Raw genomic sequence first — 22,598 nt, 5'->3', positions numbered from 1 at the left:
GCCGCCGCCGGCTCCGGCGATTTACGAAGCCCGATCCGGGCGAAACGAAAATCGTGCGCAGTTCCAGCCGGTTCCGAAGATCGCTGGCCCGTCGAATCAACAATGGTGCTAAGGTCGCAGTCCGGGGGACGTTCGGACAGAGGGCGCGGGCGCGCGACATGATTCGCATTTCGACGATCTTCATCGCCATCTGCATGGTGCTGGTCGCAGCCTCGCTCGGCTTCGTGCTGTATTCGGTGGCGGGCATCAGCGGATCGGAATCGGCGATCGTGGCGCTCGCCGCCCTCACCTGCCTGATCCTCTACAACGCCGTCTCGATGCGGCTGCGCGACCGCAGCGACGTCGGCGGCCAGATCGCGGATCTGTCGCGCGGCACCGCCGACCTTGCCCGCCAGGTCGCCGAATTCGGCCGCCGGCTGGCCGCAGTCGAAGGCCGCGTCGCCTCGGCCAACTCCACCGGCGCCGACCGGATGCAGGGCATGGCCGGCGAGATCAGCGAGCTCGGCGGACTGGTGCGGCAGCTTGCGGCATCCGTCGCCCATCATGAGGATCTGCTGGCAGCGGCTCCGGCGATGCAGCCGGTCACCTCCCCGCGCGACGATGTGCTGCAACGGGTTGCGCCGGCGCCGACGGTCGTGGTTGCGCCTCAGCCGACACCTGCGGCTCCGCCGGAGGTCTCGCGCAGCCAGACCCAGCTGATCGGCGCGATCAAGCAGGCCATCGACGAGAACCGCCTCGACATCTACCTGCAGCCGATGGTGACGCTGCCGCAGCGCAAGGTGCGCTACTACGAGGCGGTGACGCGGCTGCGCGACGAGCGCGACCAGGTGCTGGCCGCCGAGGATTTCATCGAGGCGGCCGAGGCCGGCGGCCTGATCGGCCGCATCGATCACATGGTGATGCTTCGCTGCGTTCAGGTGCTGCGCCGCCTGATGATCCGCAGCAAGGATGTCGGCGTGTTCTGCAACGTCTCGGCGGCGACGCTGTCGAGCCCGGCGCACTTCACCCAATGTCTCGACTTCCTGGAGGCCAACCGCGCGCTGGCGCCGTCCTTCGTGCTCGAGTTCAAGCAGGCGACCTTCCGCCATCTCGGCCCGACCGAGAGCGAAAACCTCGCGGCGCTGGCACAGCGCGGCTACCGGTTCTCGATCGACCATGTCAGCGACCTTCGCCTCGAGCCGCGCGAGCTCGCCGATCGCGGCGTCCGCTTTATCAAGGTGCCGGCGGCGCTGCTGCTCGACGCCAAGCAGATCGCGAGCACCGATATCCATCCTTCCGATCTGTCCGACCTGCTCGGCCGCTACGGCATCGACCTGATCGCCGAACGGATCGAGGGCGAACGCTCGGTGGTCGACCTGCTCGATTACGATGTCCGGTTCGGCCAGGGGTTCCTGTTCGCTCCGCCGCGGCCGTTGCGGCCGGAGGGGGCATCTGCTACCGCCGAGGCTCCGCAGACCAACCCCCAGGATCTTAATGGCGCCAGCACTTCAGCCCCTGTCTCCAGCCCCGCAGCTCCGCCGCGCGCAACCGGCAGCGCCGCGCTGGCGCGCCGCGCCCTCGGTCCAAATTAGCCGGCAATTCGCATCATGACCTCACTGCGTTTCGTGGAACAGCTGCGCGACCTCGTCGGCGGCGTCGATGTGGTGCTGTCGGACATCTGGGGCGTCGTGCACAACGGGCTCGAGTCCTTTCCCGAGGCCTGCGAGGCGCTGCATACGTTCCGCCAGAGAGGCGGCACGGTCATCCTGATCACCAACGCGCCGCGACCGGCCGATTCCGTGCAGCGACAACTGCGCAAGCTCGGCGTCGCCGACGAGACCTATGATGCGATCGTCTCCTCAGGTGACCTGACGCGCCACTTCGTGGCCGATCATCCCGGCCAGAAAATCTTCTGGATCGGCCCGGAGCGCGACAGCTCGATCCACCGCGGCCTCGACGCCACGCTGGTGCCGCTGGAGCAGGCCGACTACATCATCTGCACCGGCCTGTTCGACGACGAGACCGAGTCGGCCGAAGATTATCGCGACACGCTGCTGAAGGCGCTCGAGCGCAAGCTCACGCTGGTCTGCGCCAATCCCGATATCGTGGTCGAGCGCGGCGACCGGCTGATCTACTGCGCCGGGGCGGTCGCCGAACTCTATCGCGAGCTCGGCGGCGAGGTGATCTTCTACGGCAAGCCGCACCGGCCGATCTATGAGCGCGCCATGGCACTGGCCACCGAGCGCCGCGGGCGTCCGACCGAGCTCAGCCGGGTGCTCGCGATCGGCGATTCCGTGCGCACCGATCTCACCGGCGCCCTTGGCTTCGGCATCGATCTGTTGTTCGTCACCCGCGGCATCCATTCCGAACAGTTCGAAGGCATCGAACAGCTCGATGCGGCCTCGATCAAGGAATTGTTCGGCCATCCGCCGCGCGCGCTGATGCGCGAGCTGAAGTGGTAGCCAAAAGGTCATCGGACTCCCTCGCCCCGCTCTTGTGCGGGGTCGAGACGAGCGAAGCTCCCTCTTGGAGGGTTGGGTGAGCGGCTGCCTCCCCAAGCGCTGGATGCCGAGAGACCTGTCCCCCCTCACCCGGATTGCATCTCTCGATGCAATCCCACCTCCCCCCGCAAGCGGGGCGAGGTAAAGGGGCGCGCCGCCAAAAATATCGAAAACAACCCCATGCAAAGTAGCCGGCGGCGGCCGACGTTCGACAGCCGACTTGACACGTCGGGCAACTCACCGATATTCTTCTAATATTCCGAAATCGCGCAACCACCCTCCCCTCGTCCTGCAAGCGGGGCGGGGTGAAGGGAAGCGTGATCAAATGCAAATGCCCGGGACATCTAGCGCGAAAACGCGCTTCTGCCCGGGCATGACGCGAATTTCAGTTGATGCGATCGATGTGGGCGGTTACGCCGTCGCCATATCCGGGAACACCGCCTCGATCTTGGTCTTCAGCGTGGCCGCATTGAACGGCTTGACGATGTAGTTGTTCACGCCGGCCTTCTTGGCCGCGATCACGTTCTCGGTCTTGGACTCCGCCGTGATCATGATGAAGGGCGTGGTCGCAAGGTTGGGATCGGCGCGGACTTCCTTGAGCAGGTCGTAGCCGGTCATCGGCTCCATGTTCCAGTCGGAAATCACCAGGCCGTACTTCTTGCCGCGCATCTTGTTCAGCGCTGCGGAGCCGTCGGAGGCATCGTCGATATTTTCAAATCCAAGCTGCTTGAGAAGATTCCGGATGATGCGGATCATGGTGCTGTAATCATCAACCACCAGAACCGGCATGGACAAATCAACCGCCATCTTTCCCCCCAAAACCACAAACGCAACTTGGCTTCTGCACAAACGCAGCTTTCCGCCAACGACTAACAGCAGGCGTTAAACAGCGCGTTAACCGGCTGAATCCGGATTGTTACGGATTTGACGCGATTTTCGTTAGCCTTGACTTCCACGCCGCCGCCGCGTCACGGTCCGGCGCGCACCATCATGCTTAAGAATCCTTGAAGAATACCACTCATGAGCACCGGCTTTACTGTTATCCGCGACAACACCCCCGCAAGCGCCATTCCGAAAGGCGCCGTGGTCGCGATGGGGAATTTCGATGGCGTCCATCTCGGTCACCGCGCCGTGATCGGCGCGGCGCTTGCGATGGGCAGAGCGCGCGGCGTGCCCGCGCTCGCCGTGACCTTCGAGCCGCATCCGCGCAGCTTCTTCAGCCCGAACACCCCGCAATTCCGTCTCACGGACGAGACCAACAAGCTGCGGCTGCTCGCGGCCACCGGGCTCGCCGGTGCCGTCGTGATGACCTTCGACAAGGCGCGCGCCGGGACCTCGGCACAGGATTTCATTCACCATGACCTGATCGGCCGGCTCGGCATCAGCGGGATCGCAGTCGGTTACGACTTCCATTTCGGCAAGGGCCGGGTCGGCTCGCCGAGCCTGCTGGTCAGCGAAGCACCGCGGCTCGGCATCGAGGTCGATGTGCAAGCCCATGTCGACATCGAGGAGCGCCCGGTTTCCTCCAGTGCCATCCGCATGGCGCTCGCCGAGGGCGAGATCGCGGATGCAACCACGATGCTGGGCGGACCGTGGTTCGTCACCGGCAAGGTGATCCACGGCGAGAAGCGCGGCCGCGATCTCGGTTACCCCACCGCCAATGTCCGCCTCGACAAGCATTGCGGCCTGAAGCACGGCATCTACGCGGTGCGGGTTGGCAAGGGCTCGCAACGGTTCGACGGTGTCGCAAGCTTCGGGCGCCGGCCGACCTTCGACAACGGCGCGCCGCTGCTCGAGGTGTTCCTGTTCGACTTCAAGGGCGATCTGTACGACGCGGTCCTTGATGTCGCATTCATCGGTTTCATTCGCGAAGAGCTGAAATTCGACACCATCGAGGCGTTGATACGCCAGATGGATGACGACAGCGCCAAGGCGCGCGCGGTGCTGGCCGCGGCGCCCGACGCGTTCCCGCAGCTCGGAGTGATTGGTTGAACAGGACTGAAAAGCAAAAAATGCAAGCGGGCGAGCTGTATCGCCCGGATGCAGAGCTCGCCGCCGACCATACCGCGGCGGAACAATGGATGGCGCGCTACAACGCGTCGGGCGCATCGTCCGCGGCCGAGCTGCACGCGCTGCTCGGCGAGCGCTTCCGCAAGGTCGGCAGGGATGCCGTGATCCGCCCGCCGTTCTTCTGCGACTACGGCAGCAATATCAGCCTCGGCGACGGCGTGTTCCTCAACTTCAATTGCGTGATCCTCGACGTCGTCGAGGTCGTGATCGGCGATCGGACCCAGATCGGCCCAGCGGTGCAGATCTATACCGCCGACCACCCGCGCGATGCCGAAACCCGCCGCGCCGGGCTGGAATCCGGCCGCCCGATCCGGATCGGAAGCGACGTCTGGATCGGCGGGGGTGCCATCATCCTGCCCGGCATCACGATCGGCGACGGCGCCCTGGTCGGGGCCGGCAGCGTAGTCACACGGAACGTCGCCCCCGGCGCGATCGTGGCGGGAAATCCGGCCCGGGCACGGCCGGCCTGAGCCGCGCCATGCGCGGCCTTGCCGGCCACCGGGGGCTTTGCGATTTCCCCGTCCGGCTGCTATGGAAACCCCATGTTTTCGCGGCGCATCATACGGATTAGCGGCCCGGCTTCCGCCTGAGCCTGAAGGCTCGGCGCAAGACCGGGACTTCGCCGTTTCACCCGCGATTGATCGCGTATCCGCGCCCGCACCTGCCAAATCAGAGCTTTCATGTCCGACAAGCCGCAAAAGACCGACGCCCAAAAGACTGACGTTAGGGACTATTCCAAGACCCTTTACCTGCCGCAGACGGAATTCCCGATGCGCGCCGGCCTGCCCCAGCGCGAGCCGGAAATCCTGAAATACTGGAACGAGATCGGCCTCTACACCAAGCTCCGCCAGGAAGCCGAGGGCCGCGCCAAATTCGTGCTGCATGACGGTCCGCCCTACGCCAACGGCAACATCCATATCGGGCACGCGCTGAACAAGATCCTCAAGGACGTCGTGACCAAGAGCCAGCAGATGCTCGGCTTCGACTCCAACTACGTGCCGGGCTGGGACTGCCACGGCCTGCCGATCGAATGGAAGATCGAGGAGGAGAACTACCGCTCCAAGGGCAAGCAGAAGCCGGACTTCCGCGACTCGGCGGCGATGGTCGCGTTCCGCAAGGAATGCCGTGCCTATGCGACGCACTGGATCAACGTGCAGCGCGAGGAGTTCAAGCGGCTCGGCATCATCGGCGACTGGGATCATCCCTACCAGACGATGAGCTACCCGGCCGAAGCCCAGATCGCCCGCGAGCTGATGAAGTTCGCCGCCAACGGCACGCTCTATCGCGGCTCGAAGCCGGTGATGTGGAGCGTGGTCGAGAAGACCGCGCTTGCCGAAGCCGAGGTCGAATACGAGGACTACACCTCCGACATGGTGTGGGTGAAATTCCCGGTCACCTCGCCGGCACATGGCGCGCTGGCCAATGCCTCGGTCGTGATCTGGACCACCACGCCGTGGACGCTGCCCGGCAACCGCGCCATCTCGTTCTCGCCGAAGATCGCCTATGGCCTCTACAAGGTAACGGATGCGCCGGCGGACAATTGGGCGAAGACCGGCGATCTGTTGATCCTGGCCGACGCGCTTGCCGCCGAGGTGTTCAAGCAGGCGCGCGTCACGTCCTATGAGAAGGTCCGCGATATTCCCGGCGACACGCTGGACGCCGTCGAATGCGCCCATCCGCTGCGCGGCTTCGGTGGCGGCTACGAATTCATCGTGCCGCTGCTCGCCGGCGAGCATGTCACCGACGACACCGGCACCGGCTTCGTGCACACCGCGCCGAGCCACGGCCGCGAGGACTTCGACGTCTGGACGGCCAACACCCGTGAGCTCGATGCGCGCGGCATCCCGACGGCGATCCCGTATACGGTCGACGAGAACGGCGCCTATACCGCGCAGGCTCCGGGCTTCACCGGCAAGCGCGTGCTCAACGACAAGGGCGAGAAGGGCGATGCCAACGAGGCCGTGATCAAGGCGCTGATCGAGGCCGGCAAGCTGCTCGCGCGCGGCCGCCTCAAGCACCAGTATCCGCACTCCTGGCGCTCCAAGAAGCCGGTGATCTTCCGCAACACGCCGCAATGGTTCATCGCGATGGACAAGCCCATCGCCGAGAATGGCCATGCGAAGAAGGGCGACACGCTGCGCGCCCGCGCGCTGCACGCAATCTCGGTCACGCAATGGGTGCCGCCAGCCGGCGAGAACCGCATCAACGGCATGATCGCCAACCGTCCCGACTGGGTGATCTCGCGCCAGCGCGCCTGGGGCGTGCCGATCGCCGTGTTCGTGCGCGAGAACGCTGACGGCTCGGCCGAGATCCTGCAGGACGAGGTCGTCAACCAGCGCATCACCGAGGCGTTCATGGAGGAAGGCGCCGACGCCTGGTACATGGACGGCGCCCGCGAGCGCTTCCTTGGCAGCCGCGCGTCCGAGAACTGGAAGAAGGTCGACGACATCTGCGACGTCTGGTTCGATTCCGGCTCCACACACGCCTTCGTGCTGGAAGACCGCCAGAACTTTCCGCAGCTCGGCAACATCGTCCGCAAGGTCGATGGCGGCAACGACACCGTGATGTATCTCGAAGGCAGCGACCAGCATCGCGGCTGGTTCCACTCGTCGCTATTGGAAAGCGCCGGCACGCGCGGACGCGCACCCTATGACATCGTGCTGACCCATGGCTTCACGCTCGACGAGAACGGCCGCAAGATGTCGAAATCGCTCGGCAACACCGTCGAGCCGCAGAAGGTGATCAAGGATTCCGGCGCGGATATCCTGCGCCTGTGGGTGTGCGCCACCGACTATGCCGACGACCAGCGCATCGGCCCGGAGATCCTCAAGAACACCATCGAGACCTACCGCAAGCTGCGCAACTCGATCCGCTGGATGCTCGGCACGCTGCATCATTTCAAGCCGAGCGAGAAGGTCGCCTTTGCCGAGATGCCCGAGCTCGAGCGGCTGATGCTGCACGAGCTCGCCGGCCACACCGAGACCATCCGCAAGGCCTATGCCGACTTCGACTACAAGACCGTGGTCGCAAGCCTCGCCGCCTTCATGAACTCCGAGCTGTCGGCGTTCTACTTCGATATCCGCAAGGACACGCTGTATTGCGATCCGCCGTCCTCGGTGGCGCGCAAGGCGGCGCTGACCACGATCGATATGCTCTGCGACGCGATCCTGAAATGGCTGGCGCCGATCCTCAGCTTCACCACCGACGAAGCCTGGCGGATGTATCGGCCGAACGCCGAGCCGTCGGTGCACCTGACGCTGTTCCCCGAAGGTCTCGAGCAATTCCGCGACGACGCGCTTGCCGCGAAGTGGGAGACGATCCGCAACGTCCGCCGCGTCGTCACCGGCGCGCTCGAGCTCGAACGCGCCGCCAAGCGGATCGGCTCGTCGCTCGAGGCATCGCCGGTGATCTACATCGCCGACCGCGAGATGCTGGCCACACTGTTCGACATCGATCTCGCCGAAGTCTGCATCACTTCGAACTATGAGGTGCGCGAGGGCGAGGCGCCGGCCACAGCCTTCCGCCTCGACGCCGTGCCCGGCGTTGCGGTCGTGGTCGAGAAGGCGGTCGGCACCAAATGCGCCCGTTCGTGGAAGATCCTGCCTGATGTGGGCGAGGACCCCGAATATCCCGACGTGTCGCCGCGCGACGCGCAAGCGCTGCGCGAATGGAAGGCGCTGGGGGGCACGGCCTAACCGTCGTCCCTGCGAAAGCAGGGACCCATAACCACCGCTGTCTCGAATGGGCGAAGGCTGATGACCCCGAGTCATTCAAACAATACCCGGCACGGCGTATGGGTCCCGGCTGCGTGCGCAACAGCGCACTCGGCCGGGACGACGCCTTGGGCGGCAAGCCGATGACCTCTGCTGTTCGCGCCGGTGTGCTTGCGGCGGTGATCACCCTGATCGCCGACCAGGCCTCGAAGCTCTGGCTGCTCCATGTCCTCGACATCGTGCATCACGCCCCGGTGCGGGTGACGCCGTTCTTCGACCTGGTGCTGGCCTGGAATCCGGGGATCAGTTTCGGCTGGTTCCAGAGCGAGACCCCGGCGGCCCAGATTCTGCTGATGGTGATCAAGGCAGCGGCCGTGATCGCGCTGGCGATCTGGATGGCGCGGTCGCGGACCTGGCTCGCGACGGTGTCGCTCGGCCTGATCATCGGCGGCGCCATCGGGAACGGCATCGACCGCTTCGCCTATGGCGCGGTGGTCGATTTTGCCCTGCTTCATGCCGAGATCGGGGGAAAAACCTTCAATTGGTACATCTTCAACCTCGCCGACGTAGCGATCGTTGCTGGCGTGGCAGCCCTATTGTATGATTCCGTGGTGGGGACCCCCGCCGTAAAAGCGCCCTGATCCCGGCCGATACGAGCCGGTCAGCGGCCCACACCTGTATCAAGCGGAACTGTGCCTAAGCCAGTGATCGCTTTGGCGAAATTTGAGATGGGAATGGCGCAATGCGCAACACCAAAGCCCGCGGTTACCTGATCGAGACGTCCCGGCTGCCGCTGATGCGCGGCCTGCGCCTGGCGTTCGTCGCAGCCGGGATCGGCCTTGTCATGACGGCCGGCCCGGTGCGCGCCGGCGACGATGAGGATGACGGCGACGATGGCCTGACCTTCGAAGAGCGGATCGTCGACAATCTGATGACCGGGCTCGGCGCCAAGAGCGCGGCCAGCAAGGGCATCGACTACCGCGAGCGCTCGCCGCTGGTGGTGCCGCCGAAGCTCGATTTGCCCCCGCCGGCATCGACCGCCCAGGTCAACGCGCCGAACTGGCCGAAGGACCCTGATATCGCCGCGCGCAAGGCTGCGATCGCGGCGCGCAAGAAGGACGTCAAGAAGGAGCCGTGGCAGTCGGCGGTGGCGTTGACGCCGGCCGAGATCGAGGCCGGCCGCAAGCAGCAGACGGCCACCGATGGCCGCAAGGAGCCGCTGGAGCCCGGCGTGAGCACCAATCCATCGCTGATGCCGAGCCAGCTCGGTTACACCGGCGGCCTGCTCGGCATGTTCAAGGGGAACAGCAGCGAGTCCAAACCGTTCAAGGGTGAGCCGACGCGCGAATCCCTGACCGAGCCGCCGCCGGGCTACCAGACCCCGTCCTCGGGCTATGCCTATGGCACGGGGCCGCAGGCGCCGAAGGTGAACGAGGGCCAGTACGACGTCATGTCCGGAAAACCGGTACAGTGACGCTTGGCCTGCTCGGGCGAAGGCTGACATGAGCAAAGCTTAATGCGGGGCGGCGGGTGTCTCTCCGCTTCGTGACCGTCGGCACGGGAACGACCGTGTACGATGGCTTGCTTTCGCGCCCCGGCCGTGGGTCCGGGCTTTCATAAGGACCATGATGCGCTCTCGCCGATCGATCGCCCTGTTCGCTGCCGCATTCGTTTCCACCATCCCGCTGCCGGGTGCCAGCCTCCGCGCCCAGACCACCGTCACCTCGGAACGCCCCGCCAGTTTCACGCTCGACAACGGCCTGCAGGTCGTGGTGATCCCCGACCACCGCACGCCGGTGGTCACGCAGATGATCTGGTACAAGGTCGGCTCGGCCGACGAGACGCCCGGCAAATCGGGCCTCGCGCATTTCCTCGAGCATCTGATGTTCAAGGGCACCGCCAAGCATCCGGCCGGCGAGTTCTCGCAGACCGTGCTGCGCGTCGGCGGCAATGAGAACGCCTTCACCTCGGTTGACTACACCGGCTACTTCCAGCGCGTGCCGCGCGAGCAGCTGCCGACCATGATGGAGTTCGAGGCCGACCGCATGACCGGCCTGATCCTCAAGGACGAGAACGTGCTGCCCGAGCGCGACGTCGTCCTCGAGGAGTTCAACATGCGGGTTGCCAACAACCCGGATGCAAGGCTGAGCGAGCAGATCATGGCCGCGCTTTATCTCAACCATCCCTATGGCCGGCCGGTGATCGGCTGGCACCAGGAGATCGAGAAGCTCGACCGCGAGGATGCGCTCGCCTTCTACCGTCGCTTCTACGCACCGAACAACGCGATCCTGGTCATCGCCGGCGACGTCGACGTCAAGGATATCCGCCCGCTGGTCGAGAAGAATTTCGGCCCGATCCCGGCACAGCATGCGATCCCCGAGAAGCGGGTCAGGCCGCAGGAGCCCACACCTGCCGCGCCGCGCACCGTGACGCTGTCGGATCCGCGCGTCGAACAACCGAGCCTGCGTCGCTATTACCTGGTGCCCTCGGCGACAACCGCCGCTGCAGGCGAGAGCCAGGCGCTCGATGTGCTCGCGCAGTTGATGGGCGGCGGCGCCAACTCCTATCTCTATCGCTCGCTGGTGATCGACAAGGGCCTCGCGATCTCGGCCGGCGCCGGCTACCAGGGCACCTCGCTCGATCCGTCGCAATTCTCGATCTCGGTGACGCCGAAACCCGGCGTCGAGTTCGCGCAGATCGAGGACGCGATCGACAAGGTGATCGCCGACCTCGCGCAGAACCCGGCGCGCGCCGAGGATCTCGAACGGGTCAAGACCCAGCTCATCGCGGAGGCGATCTACGCCCAGGACAACCAGGCGACGCTGGCGCGCTGGTATGGCGGCGCGCTGACCACCGGGCTCAGCATCGAGGATATCCGCAGCTGGCCGGACCGCATCCGCGCCGTCACCGCCGAGCAGGTGCGCACTGCTGCCGCCAGCTGGCTCGACAAGAAGCGGTCGGTGACCGGCTACCTGATCAAGGATACTGCGCCGAAACGCGAGGAGAAGCGCTCGTGATCTATTTCCTCACCCGCCGTGCGGCCCTGATCGGCGGCGCCTGCGCCGCGCTGCTGACGCTGACGTCGGCGCCCTCGCAGGCCGCGGCCAAGATCCAGCGGCTGGTATCGCCCGGCGGCATCGAGGCGTGGTTCGTGCAGGACGCGACCGTGCCGCTGATCGCGATGGAATATGCCTTCAGCGGCGGCGCCAGCCAGGATCCGCCCGGCAAGCCCGGCGTCGGCAATCTGGTCGCCGACCTGCTCGACGAGGGTTCCGGCGATCTCGATTCCAAAACCTATCATGAGCGGCTCGAGCGCCGCGCCATCGAGCTCAGCTTCCAGTCGAACCGCGATCAATTCCGCGGCTCGCTGCGCATGCTCAAGGACAACAAGGACGAAGCCTACGACCTGCTGCGGATGGCGCTGACCTCGCCGCACTTCGAGCCGAAGGACGTCGAACGGATCCGCGCCCAGGTGATCGCCAATCTGCGCCGCGAATCGACCAATCCGTCCTCGCTCGCCGGCCGCAAGTTCCTCGAGCTCGCCTTCGGCGATCATCCCTATGCCAGGACGGCCACCGGCACGCTGGAGAGCGTGCCGGCCATCCAGATCCCGGACCTCAAGGACTACACCCGCCGCATCATCGCCAAGGATACGCTGCGCGTTGCCGTGGTCGGCGACGTCGATCCCGACACGCTCGGCAAGCTGCTGGACAAGACCTTTGGCGGCCTGCCGGCGAAAGCCGAATTGACGGCGGTCCCCGACGTCGTGGCGACCAGGCCGCCGCAGCGCGCCTTCGTCCCGCTCGACGTGCCGCAGACCGTCGTCACCTTCGGCGGCCCCGGCATCGCCAGGCACGACCCGGACTTCATGGCGGCCTATGTGGTGAACCACATTCTCGGCGGCGGCGGATTGTCGTCGCGGCTCTACAAGGAAGTGCGCGAGAAGCGCGGGCTGGCCTACTCGATCTATGAAGCGCTGGTCTGGATGGATCACTCCGCGCTGTTCATCGGCAACACCGGCACCCGCGCCGACCGCGCCGGCGAGACCGTCGATGCGATCGAAGCGGAAGTCCGCCGCATCGCCGAGGAAGGTCCGACGCAGAAGGAGCTCGACGAGGCGAAGTCCTACCTGAAGGGCTCGCAGATGCTGGCGCTCGACACCTCCTCCAAGCTCGCGCAGGCGATGCTGCAATACCAGCTCGACAAGCTGCCGATCGACTACATCGAGAAGCGCAACGCCATCGTCGACGCGGTGACGCTCGACGACGCCAAGCGGGTCGCCAGGAGGCTCTGGGGCAACGGCCTGCTCACCGCAATCGTCGGCCGCGCCCCGCAGGCCGCGGCGCAGCCGGTGTCGGCGCCGCCGAAGGCGAACTGACGCGTTCCGGCGCGCCACCTTCCCTTCATACGCACTACCGTTGTGGCCACACCTCTCTCCACCCCCCGTGTGGGGGTCCGAGGCGAGCGAAGCTCGCTCTCGAGGTTGGGGAGAGGGGTCAGCCAAGAACTCCGACCTCCGGCGTAACGACCACTGCATCAGCACCACCCAAGCACGATCAAACCCGCTATTCTGCGGCGGCCGATTCTTGCCTCCACGGGTGATGTCATGCTGCGGGTGTCCCGCGACCTTACGATCGACGAGAACGACATTGAGGTCGTCTTTGTCCGTGCCTCCGGCCCGGGCGGACAGAATGTCAACAAGGTCTCGACCGCGGCGCAGCTTCGCTTCGATACCAACAAGATTGCATTGCCGGCGGACGCCGCGCAGCGGCTGGCACGGCTCGCCGGCAGCCGTATGACCAAGGACGGCGTGATCGTGATCCACGCCTTCCGCTTTCGCACCCAGGAACGCAATCGCACCGATGCGATCGACCGGCTGCTCGAGATGTTGAGGGAGGCGATGGTGCGGCCGACACCGCGGCGGCCGACCAAGCCGACACTCGGCTCCAAGCAGCGCCGGCTCGAGGGCAAGAAGCGCCGCAGCGACATCAAGGCGGGGCGCGGCGCGCGCCGTTTCGACGATTAGGGAACGCCGGACGCAGCGCACGCGGCACTGCATCCGGGATCCGGTCAGCCTAACCAAAAGCGTTTTCGCGCGAAGCGGATGTCGGTTCGCGCGAAGGAACGCGTCAGAACAGGAAGCCTGAGCCTTGGTTCTGATAGATCAGAACCGGGAAGGCTCTCGTACTTCAGTACTTCTTGGTTGGGGGCGCCATCTCGGAACCACCCGACTTCGGTGCCGTGCGTCCGCTGCCGACCGTTCCCTTGCTGCCTGACTTGGCGGCGGCACCGCTCTTCTGCGTCGTCGCGCCAGGTTGCGCCGCCATTTCCTCGTCGCCGCTGCCGGACATGCCGCCGCCCTGCTGCATGGTACCTCTGCCCTGCGCACCGCCGCGAAGCTGGGTATCAGGTGCAGTCGTTCCCTGTGCCAGGACGGGGCCGGCCATCGCGGCCGAGATGGCAAGGGCGAGCACGCTGGTTTTTGCAAACGTCATCCATTTCTCCTGGGACTTTAATTGACGATGGAGGAGCGGCGCAGGTGGTGCGCCGTTTGCAGCGCCGACCCTGAACCCCATCGCGCGAGACTGAATTTTCCGCAAACGGCGCACGCGAGATGCAAGCTGCGTCGTGTGGTGATCGTGCAGGGATTTCGCGGTCATTTTGCGAAATTGTCGTCCGCATATGCGGCAACCAACGGTTCCGCGCCAGATCACCGCCCAGCTTTGTTCTGCTGTGAAACAGCCCGCTACTACCAACGGCGGATTTCAGCCTCCTACAGTCACCGCACAGAGGCGGTGATGTAGATGGCAAAGCTGCGCGCAGGGTGGTCGTTGGGGCTGGGATTTTGCAGCGCAATGCTTGCAGTGCAAATGACGGCTGCGCAGATGCCCCTGCCTGCCGCCAGGCCGCCCGATGGGGCGACGCTGTTCAAGCAGCAATGCGCGACCTGCCACACGTCAAACACGTCGGATGCCGTCCGGCAAGGCCCGTCGCTCTACAGGATCGTCGGCCGCCACGCCGGCAAGGCCGACGGCTTCAAATATTCCGCGGGCTTCAGCAAGGCCGACTTCGTCTGGGACGACGCCAGGCTCGATGCCTGGCTGACCAATCCGCAGGAGGTGATCCCCGGCGCCGTGATGGCCTACCGGCAGGCCAAGCCGGAAACCCGCGCCATGATCATCGCCTATCTGAAGGAGCTGAACTGAATGGCGAAACCCGTGCATTCGATGATCCGCGTGCTCGACGAAGCCAGAGCGCTCGACTTCTACCAGCGCGCGTTCGGCCTCGAGATCACGGACAATCTGAGATTTCCCGATTTCGCGCTGATCTATCTGCGCCATCCCTCCTCGCCCTTCGAGGTCGAGCTCACGGTCAATTTCGATCGCAAGGAACCCTACACGCTCGGCGACGGCTACGGCCATCTCGCCGTCATCGTCGATGACGTCGATGCCGAGCACGCGCGCTTCGAAAAGGAGAAACTGTCGCCCGGGCCGCTGCGCGACTTCAAGCATGACGGCAAGACGCTGGCGCGCTTCTTCTTCGTCTCCGATCCCGACGGCTACAAGATCGAGGTGATCCAGCGCGGCGGGCGCTTCGGCTAGAGCATGCTCGAACAACAAGGCAATTGCACAAATAAAAATTGACGGAGGACCCCATGAGAGAAATCGATCGACGCAGCAGATATGACCGGCGTGTCTTTCTCAAAGGCGCGGCCGTTACCGCACCCGCAGTCGCGATCGCGACCTCGACGGGGCTCGGCATCACCGATGCGTGGGCCGAAGGCACCACGACGCTGACGCCGGCCACGCTGAAGACGCTGCTCAAGATGGCGCGCGACATCTATCCGCACGATTTCCTCGGCGACAGCTACTACATAGCGGCGGTCAAGCCGTATGATGAGAAGGCCGCGAAAGATCCGGCGGTCAAATCGCTGATCAATGACGGCGTCACGAGGCTCGATCAGGCGGCCAACGACCGTCACAAGATGCCTTATGTCCAGGTCGCCTGGGAAAACGACCGCGTCGCGCTGCTGCAGCAGATCGAGCAGAGCGCGTTCTTCCAGAAGATCCGCGGCGATCTCATCGTCTCCATCTACAACAACAAGGAGGTGTGGCCGCGGTTCGGCTACGAGGGCTCCTCGGCCGAGCATGGCGGCTACATCAAGCGCGGCTTCGCCGATATCGACTGGCTGCCGAAGGTCTGAACGGGTCGGGAGGAAACAATGGCAAAATTCGATCTGAATGACAGCGGCGTTGTGGTGATCGTCGGCTCCGGTGCCGGCGGCGGAACGCTCGGCAATGAACTGGCGCAGAAGGGCGTCAAGGTCGTGATCCTCGAAGCCGGCCCGCGCATCGAGAACCAGGACTTCATCAACGATGAATGGGACAGCTTCACCCAGCTCGCCTGGTCCGACGCGCGCTCGACGTCGGGCAGCTGGCGTGTCCACCAGGACTTTCCGGGCCTGCCGGCCTGGATCGTGAAGGCGGTCGGCGGCTCGACCACGCATTGGGCCGGCGCCTCGCTGCGCTTCGACGAGCACGAGTTCAAGATCAAGTCGGCCTATGGCAACATGCCCGGCGCCAACCTGCTGGACTGGCCGATCACGCTCGCCGAGATGGAGCCGTGGTACGCCAAGGCCGAGGACAAGATGGGCGTCACCCGCACCAACGGCATTCCCGGGCTTCCCGGCAACAACAACTTCAAGGTGATGGAAGCCGGCGCCAGGAAGCTCGGCTACAAGGAGGTGCACACCGGGCGGATGGCGATCAACAGCGAGCCGCGCGACGGCCGCGGCTCCTGCCAGCAGATCGGCTTCTGCTTCCAGGGTTGCAAGTCGGGCGCCAAATGGTCGACGCTCTACACCGAGATCCCGAAGGGCGAAGCCACCGGCAATCTCGAAGTGCGCCCCGGCAGCATGGTGATCAAGATAGAGCACGACCAGTCCGGCAAAGTCACCGGCGTGGTCTATGCCGATGCGACCGGCGCGATGCAGCGCCAGAAGGCCCGCGTGGTCGCGGTCGCCGGCAACTCGATCGAGAGCCCGCGGCTCTTGCTCAACAGCGCCTCCAGCATGTTCCCGGACGGGCTCGCCAATTCATCCGGCCAGGTCGGCCGCAACTACATGCGGCACATGACCGGCAGCGTGTATGCGAGCTTCGAGAAATCGGTGCACATGTATCGCGGCACCACGATGGCCGGCATCATCCGCGACGAGGCCAAGAATGATCCGAAGCGCGGCTTCGTCGGCGGCTACGAGATGGAAACGCTGTCGCTCGGCCTGCCCTTCATGGCCGCGTTCCTCAATCCCGGCGCCTGGGGACGCAGCTTCACCAGCGCGATCGAGGGCTATCCGCGGATGGCCGGCATGTGGCTGGTCGGCGAGGACATGCCGCAGGAGACCAACCGCATCACGCTGGATCCGAAGATCAAGGACAAGTTCGGCATGCCGGTCGCCAGCGTGCATTTCGACGATCATCCAAACGACGTCGCGATGCGCGATCACGCCTACAAGCAGGGCTCCGCGGTCTATGAGGCGGTCGGCGCCACCGTCACCTACCCGACGCCGCCCTATCCCTCGACCCACAACATGGGCACCAACCGGATGAGCGAGAAGCCGCGGGACGGCGTGGTCAACAAGTTCGGCCAGACCCACGACATCAAGAACCTGTTCGTCTCCGACGGCAGCCAATTCACGAGCGGAGCGGCCTGCAACCCGACGCTGACGATCGTATCGCTGGCGATCCGCCAGGCCGACCACATCGCCGGCGCGATGCAGCGCAAGGAGATCTGAAGCGAGATTCGGTCGAATAGCGGCCGCGACGACCCTGCGCTCCCTCTCCCCGTTCCTACGGGGAGAGGCTGGGGTGAGGGGCCGTCTCCGCGTATTCGGCGGTAGCTGCGTTTGCGGAGACTCCCCCTCACCCGGAACGCATCTAACGATGCGTTCCGACCTCTCCCCGCAAGCGGGGCGAGGTGAAGCGGAGTGTGTTCCGGATTCCCTCTCACTGAAGCGGCCTTGCCCAACAGGACAAGGCCGCTTTCTTTTGCGCGATGGACTTGCGCGAAGCCTATTCCGCGGCATCCATGATCGCCGCCGCCCCGCGATAGTCGGGAACGACCGCCGGCGCATTCGCCTTGGCGCGGTAGATCAGGCAGGAGCAGCGCAGCAGCGACGCGAAATTGTTCACCTCGCCGTGATGATCGAGCACCTCGTTGTGCAGGGTGGTGAGGAACTTGGCCAGCGTCATGCCTTCCTTGGCCGCGATCTCCTCCAGCGTATCCCAGAACGACATCTCCAGCCGGATCGAGGTGCAATGGCCGTCGATCCGCAACGATCGGGTCTGCGATTCATAGTCGCGTTGCGGCTGATGCGCGAAAAGATGGCACATGGCGTTCCTCCGGCGAGAACTTATAATTTTTCTAAACGATATACCTGTGCGCGCGGCGCCACAATCGGGACGTAGGGCGTAACGCGCCGGCCGCCGAAGCCAAGCGTCTTCAAGGCGATAGGCTGGAATCATCCCCAACCTGCTTGCGGCCGCCAGATCGGTCCCATGCATTTGCCGGAGCGGCGATTTATAGTAACGGCCAGCCTCGAATCGCTCTCCGAACGTCCAATCCATGCCCGTCCGCCAGCTTCCCGAACAGCTCGTCAACCGCATCGCCGCCGGCGAAGTGGTCGAACGCCCCGCGAGCGTGGTCAAGGAACTGGTCGAGAACGCGATCGACGCCGGCGCCAGCCGGATCGACGTTTTCACCGATGGCGGCGGGCGGCGCCGGATCGGCATCACCGACGACGGCGGCGGCATGACCCGCGCCGACCTCGCGCTTGCGGTCGACCGTCACGCCACATCCAAGCTCGACGACGAAGACCTGCTGCGCATCCGCACGCTCGGGTTCCGCGGCGAGGCGCTGCCCTCGATCGGCGCGGTCGCAAAGCTCGGCATCACCACGCGCCATGCCAGCGAGCCGCATGCCTGGTCGCTATCGGTCGAAGGCGGCGAGAAGTCGGAGGTCATGCCGGCCGCGCTCGGCCAGGGCACCCGCGTCGAGGTCAACGAACTCTTCTACGCCACGCCGGCGCGGCTGAAATTCCTCAAGACCGACCGCACCGAGGCCGAGGCGATCCGCGAGGTGGTGCGCCGCCTCGGCATGGCGCGCCCGGACATCGCCTTCACGCTGGCCGGCGAAGAGCGCGCGCCGGTCACCTGGGCCGCAGCGCTGCCCGGCGCCGCGGGCCGGCTGACCCGGCTCGGCGATATCCTGGGTGCGGATTTTCGTAGCTGTGCGATCGAGGTGCGCGCCGAGCGCGAGGGCGTCGTGGTGGAAGGCTTTGCCGCCGCGCCGTCGCTGACCCGCGCCAATGCGCTCGGGCAATATCTGTTCGTCAACGGCCGCCCGGTGCGCGACAAGCTGATCCTCGGTGCCGTGCGCGCGGCCTATTCCGACTACCTGCCACGCGACCGCCATCCCGTCGTGGCGCTGTTCGTGACCTGCGACCCGCAGGAGGTCGATGCCAATGTGCATCCGGCCAAGACCGAGGTGCGCTTCCGCAATGCCGGCCTGGTCCGCGCGCTCATCGTGCACGCCTTGAAGGAAGGCCTCGCGCGCGAAGGCAGGCGCACCGCGGCCAATACCGCCGATGGCGCCGCGCTCTCGGCCTTCCGCCCGGCCTTCACGCCGCCCCGCCCGGGCAATTGGGACTGGCGCGGCTCGCCGTCCTATCCGGCTGGCCCGATGCGCGCCTTCGACGGCGCGGCGGCGGCCGCCTTCGCCGAGCCCGGACAGGCCGCCTTCGACGTCGGCACGCCGACCGCCGATGTGCGCTTCGAGGCCGCGCCCGCGCCCGACCTGCTCGACCGGCCGCTCGGCGCCGCGCGCACCCAGATCCACGAGACCTACATCGTCTCGCAGACCCGCGACGGCCTCATCGTGGTCGACCAGCACGCGGCGCATGAGCGCATCGTCTATGAGAAGCTGAAGGCCTCGCTGGCGAAGAACGGCGTGCAGCGGCAGATCCTCTTGATCCCCGAGATCGTCGAGCTCGATGAAGCGACCGTCGAGAAGCTGCTCGACCGCGCCGAGGAGCTGGCGTCATTCGGGCTCGCGATCGAATCCTTCGGCCCCGGCGCCGTCGCCGTGCGCGAGACGCCCTCGCTGCTCGGCAAGGCCAATGCGGCGGGCCTGTTGCGCGACCTCGCCGAGCACATGGCCGAGTGGGACGAGGCGCTGCCGCTGGAGCGCCGGCTGATGCACGTCGCCGCCACCATGGCCTGCCACGGCTCGGTCCGCGCCGGCCGCCGCCTCAAGCCGGAAGAGATGAACGCGCTGCTCCGCGAGATGGAAGACACGCCGAACTCCGGCCAGTGCAACCACGGCCGCCCGACCTATGTCGAATTGAAGCTGAGCGATATCGAGAAGCTGTTCGGGCGGCGGTAGTGGCCACACATTCCGTCGTCCCGGGCAAGCCAACGGGTCGGCGCAAAGCGCCGCCCGATGACAGGCTCCGCGCGACCCGGCTCCGCGCGACCCGGGACCCATAACCACAAATGCCTCCGTTGACGAAGGCTGGGGCCCCAGCGAGCCTTCACAACACACTTTCGTGGTTATGGGTCCCTGCTTTCGCAGGGACGACAGACTAGATTGCGGCGACAGCTCGCAAAAACACGAACTCCGTGTCGTCATAGGCGCGCCGCTCGAGCTCCTCGAAGCCCTCGGGTGCCGTGAACGCCGCGGCCTTTGCCTCCTCCACCACGAGCAGCGCGCCTGGCGTCAGCCAGCCGCCGTCGCGCAGCGAGGCGAGCGCCTTGTCGGCCAACCCCTTGCCATAGGGCGGATCGAGAAACACCAGCGAGAACGGCTCGACCGGATGTACCGGTCCGAGATCGGTGGCGTCGCGGCGATAGACCTTGGTCGTGCCGCCGAGGCCGAGCGACTCGACATTGTTGCGCAGCAGCGCCCGCGCCTCGGCGCCATTGTCGACGAACAGCGTGAACTTGGCGCCGCGCGAGACCGCCTCGATGCCGAGCGCGCCGGTGCCGGCAAACAGGTCGAGCACGCGCGCGTCCTCAACCGGATTGTCGTAGGCGTGGATCAGAATGTTGAACACGGACTCGCGCAGGCGGTCCGCGGTCGGACGAATCTCGCGGCCCGCAGGCGAAGCGAGATTGCGGCCCTTCAGCCTGCCCCCGACGACGCGCATTGACCGTTACTCGTCCCGCGGCTTGAGATCGCGCTTGCCGTGATAGCCGCGCTTGGGACGGCGCGGCGGGCCGTAGCCGTTCGCTTCGTCTTCATTGCGGGCACGGGCTTCCTCGCTGCCGGTGCGCTGCACCAGCACGCGGCGGCCCTTGCGATCGTTGATGGTTTCGCGCTTGCTGGGCTTCGGCTTCCTCGCGGGCGCCTCGTCGCCGTCGGCTGCGTCACGCTGCTCCGGCCGCGTGAAGTCGGCACCCGCGATCTTGGCGATCTTCTCGCCGAGCTGCTCGCGCAGCACCCGCGTCTTGACCTCCTCGACCTTGCCCTCCTCGAGCTCGCCGAGCTGGAACGGGCCGTAGGAGATCCGGATCAGGCGGTTCACCTCGAGCCCGAGATGCGCCATCACGTTGCGCACCTCGCGGTTCTTGCCCTCGCGGATCGCGAACACCACCCACACATTGGCGCTCTGGTCGCGTTCCAGCGTCGCGTCGATCGGTCCGTATTTGACGCCGTCGACCTCGACGCCACCCTTGAGCTGGTCGAGCTGGCCCTGCGTCACCTCGCCATGCGCGCGCACGCGGTACCGGCGCAGCCATCCGGTGTCGGGATGCTCCAGCGTCCGCGCCAGGCCGCCGTCATTGGTCAGCAGCAACAGGCCCTCGGTGTTGAAATCCAGCCGGCCGATCGAGATCAGCCGCGGCAGACCCTCGGGCAGATTGTCGAACACGGTCGGCCGCCCCTCGGGATCGGCATGCGTCGTCATCAGCCCGCGCGGTTTGTGATACATGAACAGCCGGGTCCGCTCGCGCGGCGGCAACGGCTTGCCGTCGACCGCCACGACATCGTTGTCGGTGATATCGAGCGCCGGCGAGTTGATCACGCGTCCGTTGACGGTGACGCGCCCTTGCGTGACGATCTCCTCGGCATCGCGGCGCGAGGCGAGACCGGCGCGCGCCAGTACCTTGGCGATGCGTTCGCCTGTCTTCTTCGGCTTCGGCTCGGGACGCTCGCGCCGATCGTCGGTGGCGCGTTCGCGATAGGCGCCGCGGCCGCCGAAGGCCGGGCGCTTCGCAAAGATCCTGCTGTCGTCCTCATTGTCGCGGCGCGGCCGGTCGGAGAAGCGGCCCTCGCTGCGCGGGTGCTCCTGCCAGTCGGTGCGACCTTCGGGCCGTTCGCGGCGCCGGCTGTCGCGGCCACCATCTTCATCATGACGATCCCAGCGCGGCCGGCCGAACTTCGGACGATCACCCTGCTCGCGGTCGTCGCGGGACCTGGAGAATCGCGGACGTTCGCTACCACCGCGATCGTCGCGCGACCGCGAAAAGCGCGGGCGCTCATCGCCGCCGCGGTCGTCGCGCGGTTTGCGATCCCGCTTTTGCCAGGGCTTCTCGTCGCTGCGGTCGCGGCCTTCGAAGTCGCGGTCGCGCTTGAAGCGCGGCCGATCGCCGAAATCGCGGCGCGGCGCATCGCCGTCTTCGCGGCGGCGGAACGGGCGGCCTTCGCCCTTGTCGCGGAACGAACCCTTGTCGCGATCGCCGCGCGAAAACTTCCGGTCGTCGAATTTGCGCTCGGCGCGCTCGCCGCGCGGCGCAAAGGTCCGCTTCTCGCCGTCACGCTCGCCACGCGGCGTGTAGGGGCGCTTCTCGCCGAATTTGCGGTCGGATGACCGGCCCTCCGAACGCGCGCCACTCCGCTGCGGACGATCGCCCGCATCAAAGTCCCGGCGCTCGCCGCGCGGTTTGAACGGGCGCTTTCCGCCCCCCTCGCCGCCGCGGTCGTCGCGCTTGAAGCGCGGCCGGTCGCCGTAATCGCGGCGCGGCGCATCGCCGTCCTCGCGGCGGCGGAACGAGCGGCCCTCGCCCTTGTCGCCGAACGAGCGCTTGTCGCGATCACCACCTTTGCCGCCGAAGCTGCGCTTGCCGAACGGCTTGTCCGATCCGCGGGAGCCGCCGGAACGGCCCTTCCCGGGCGCCCCCCGGTCCCGCCGGCCGCGCGGGGAATCGTTGTTTTTGTCGCTGTCGCGGGGCATGAATGTTCTCGCCTGGAGGTTCAATTGGGGCGCAGGGCAACCGGCGATACGCGCGCCATCTGGGCGCGACTGGCGCAAAACCGGCATCCACTTCTGCTGAAGGCGACG

At 66.1% G+C, this 22,598-nt stretch carries 20 protein-coding genes; 15 read left to right on the top strand and 5 right to left on the bottom strand.

Features of this window, described 5'->3' with window-relative positions; translation table 11 throughout:
• Nucleotides 1-158 precede the first annotated feature (158 nt).
• Nucleotides 159-1,571 carry an EAL domain-containing protein gene (locus QA639_RS07565; protein ID WP_050384200.1) on the top strand — a complete coding sequence of 471 codons (1,413 nt, stop codon included), beginning with the start codon at nucleotides 159-161 and terminating at the stop codon, nucleotides 1,569-1,571.
• Between the two features lie 15 nt (nucleotides 1,572-1,586).
• Nucleotides 1,587-2,441: a TIGR01459 family HAD-type hydrolase gene (locus QA639_RS07560; protein WP_050384201.1), complete on the top strand. Its 855-nt coding sequence runs from the start codon at nucleotides 1,587-1,589 to the stop codon at nucleotides 2,439-2,441.
• Nucleotides 2,442-2,891: 450 nt separating this feature from the next.
• Here QA639_RS07560 and QA639_RS07555 read toward each other — a convergent pair whose 3' ends face one another.
• A complete protein-coding gene (locus QA639_RS07555; RefSeq protein ID WP_016844467.1) occupies nucleotides 2,892-3,287 on the bottom strand; it encodes a response regulator in 396 nt (131 codons plus the stop codon).
• A 213-nt stretch (nucleotides 3,288-3,500) separates the two neighbouring features.
• Here QA639_RS07555 and QA639_RS07550 point away from each other — a divergent pair, with 213 nt between their 5' ends.
• From QA639_RS07550 to arfB, 8 genes are all read left to right on the top strand, one after another.
• Nucleotides 3,501-4,472, top strand: a complete 972-nt coding sequence (locus QA639_RS07550) for a bifunctional riboflavin kinase/FAD synthetase (RefSeq protein ID WP_050384202.1) — start codon at nucleotides 3,501-3,503, stop codon at nucleotides 4,470-4,472.
• Nucleotides 4,469-5,020 (top strand): sugar O-acetyltransferase, encoded by a 552-nt coding sequence (locus QA639_RS07545; protein WP_198400249.1) that lies wholly within the window; start codon nucleotides 4,469-4,471, stop codon nucleotides 5,018-5,020. Before QA639_RS07550 ends, QA639_RS07545 begins: the two co-directional genes overlap by 4 nt.
• Before the next feature lie 210 nt (nucleotides 5,021-5,230).
• A complete protein-coding gene (gene ileS / locus QA639_RS07540) occupies nucleotides 5,231-8,245 on the top strand; it encodes an isoleucine--tRNA ligase (RefSeq protein WP_157346828.1) in 3,015 nt (1,004 codons plus the stop codon).
• 161 nt (nucleotides 8,246-8,406) lie between these two features.
• The gene (lspA, locus tag QA639_RS07535; protein ID WP_028333066.1) at nucleotides 8,407-8,904 is read left to right on the top strand and encodes a signal peptidase II; all 498 of its coding nucleotides are present in this window, start codon (nucleotides 8,407-8,409) and stop codon (nucleotides 8,902-8,904) included.
• A gap of 101 nt (nucleotides 8,905-9,005) precedes the next feature.
• A complete protein-coding gene (locus QA639_RS07530; protein WP_028333065.1) occupies nucleotides 9,006-9,737 on the top strand; it encodes a hypothetical protein in 732 nt (243 codons plus the stop codon).
• A 151-nt stretch (nucleotides 9,738-9,888) separates the two neighbouring features.
• Nucleotides 9,889-11,280 carry a M16 family metallopeptidase gene (locus QA639_RS07525; RefSeq protein ID WP_028333064.1) on the top strand — a complete coding sequence of 464 codons (1,392 nt, stop codon included), beginning with the start codon at nucleotides 9,889-9,891 and terminating at the stop codon, nucleotides 11,278-11,280.
• Nucleotides 11,277-12,641, top strand: coding sequence for a M16 family metallopeptidase (locus QA639_RS07520; protein ID WP_428841142.1), 1,365 nt, complete (start codon nucleotides 11,277-11,279; stop codon nucleotides 12,639-12,641). Before QA639_RS07525 ends, QA639_RS07520 begins: the two co-directional genes overlap by 4 nt.
• Nucleotides 12,642-12,869: 228 nt before the next feature.
• A complete protein-coding gene (arfB, locus tag QA639_RS07515) occupies nucleotides 12,870-13,289 on the top strand; it encodes an alternative ribosome rescue aminoacyl-tRNA hydrolase ArfB (protein ID WP_050384204.1) in 420 nt (139 codons plus the stop codon).
• Nucleotides 13,290-13,452: 163 nt separating this feature from the next.
• Here the strand turns inward: arfB and QA639_RS07510 are convergent, their stop codons facing one another.
• On the bottom strand, nucleotides 13,453-13,758 hold the full coding sequence (locus QA639_RS07510) for a hypothetical protein (RefSeq protein ID WP_157346834.1): 306 nt from the start codon (nucleotides 13,756-13,758) through the stop codon (nucleotides 13,453-13,455).
• Between the two features lie 390 nt (nucleotides 13,759-14,148).
• Here QA639_RS07510 and QA639_RS07505 point away from each other — a divergent pair, with 390 nt between their 5' ends.
• The 4 genes from QA639_RS07505 to QA639_RS07490 are packed head-to-tail and all read left to right on the top strand — an operon-like array spanning nucleotide 14,149 to nucleotide 17,054.
• A complete protein-coding gene (locus tag QA639_RS07505) occupies nucleotides 14,149-14,469 on the top strand; it encodes a c-type cytochrome (protein WP_050384266.1) in 321 nt (106 codons plus the stop codon).
• The gene (locus tag QA639_RS07500; RefSeq protein WP_050384205.1) at nucleotides 14,470-14,865 is read left to right on the top strand and encodes a VOC family protein; all 396 of its coding nucleotides are present in this window, start codon (nucleotides 14,470-14,472) and stop codon (nucleotides 14,863-14,865) included.
• A gap of 53 nt (nucleotides 14,866-14,918) precedes the next feature.
• Nucleotides 14,919-15,467: a gluconate 2-dehydrogenase subunit 3 family protein gene (locus QA639_RS07495; protein WP_283089463.1), complete on the top strand. Its 549-nt coding sequence runs from the start codon at nucleotides 14,919-14,921 to the stop codon at nucleotides 15,465-15,467.
• Nucleotides 15,468-15,485: 18 nt separating this feature from the next.
• A complete protein-coding gene (locus tag QA639_RS07490) occupies nucleotides 15,486-17,054 on the top strand; it encodes a GMC family oxidoreductase (RefSeq protein ID WP_283089462.1) in 1,569 nt (522 codons plus the stop codon).
• A gap of 277 nt (nucleotides 17,055-17,331) precedes the next feature.
• Here the strand turns inward: QA639_RS07490 and QA639_RS07485 are convergent, their stop codons facing one another.
• Nucleotides 17,332-17,652: a ribbon-helix-helix domain-containing protein gene (locus QA639_RS07485; protein ID WP_016848007.1), complete on the bottom strand. Its 321-nt coding sequence runs from the start codon at nucleotides 17,650-17,652 to the stop codon at nucleotides 17,332-17,334.
• Nucleotides 17,653-17,884: 232 nt separating this feature from the next.
• On the opposite strand from QA639_RS07485, the gene mutL reads away from it, so the two are divergent.
• On the top strand, nucleotides 17,885-19,702 hold the full coding sequence (gene mutL, locus QA639_RS07480; RefSeq protein WP_283089461.1) for a DNA mismatch repair endonuclease MutL: 1,818 nt from the start codon (nucleotides 17,885-17,887) through the stop codon (nucleotides 19,700-19,702).
• 199 nt (nucleotides 19,703-19,901) lie between these two features.
• On the opposite strand, the gene rsmD is transcribed toward mutL, so the two are convergent.
• Together rsmD and QA639_RS07470 are read right to left on the bottom strand one after the other, a co-directional pair.
• Entirely contained in the window at nucleotides 19,902-20,465 is a 564-nt protein-coding gene (gene rsmD / locus QA639_RS07475) for a 16S rRNA (guanine(966)-N(2))-methyltransferase RsmD (protein ID WP_283089460.1), read from the bottom strand.
• Between the two features lie 6 nt (nucleotides 20,466-20,471).
• Complete coding sequence (locus QA639_RS07470) at nucleotides 20,472-22,490, bottom strand: pseudouridine synthase (protein ID WP_028333054.1); 2,019 nt, start codon at nucleotides 22,488-22,490, stop codon at nucleotides 20,472-20,474.
• Nucleotides 22,491-22,598 lie beyond the last annotated feature (108 nt).

This window comes from Bradyrhizobium pachyrhizi (genome assembly GCF_029714545.1).
Classification (GTDB): Bacteria; Pseudomonadota; Alphaproteobacteria; order Rhizobiales; family Xanthobacteraceae; genus Bradyrhizobium; species Bradyrhizobium pachyrhizi.
This window is presented reverse-complemented; position numbering and strand designations above follow the sequence as displayed.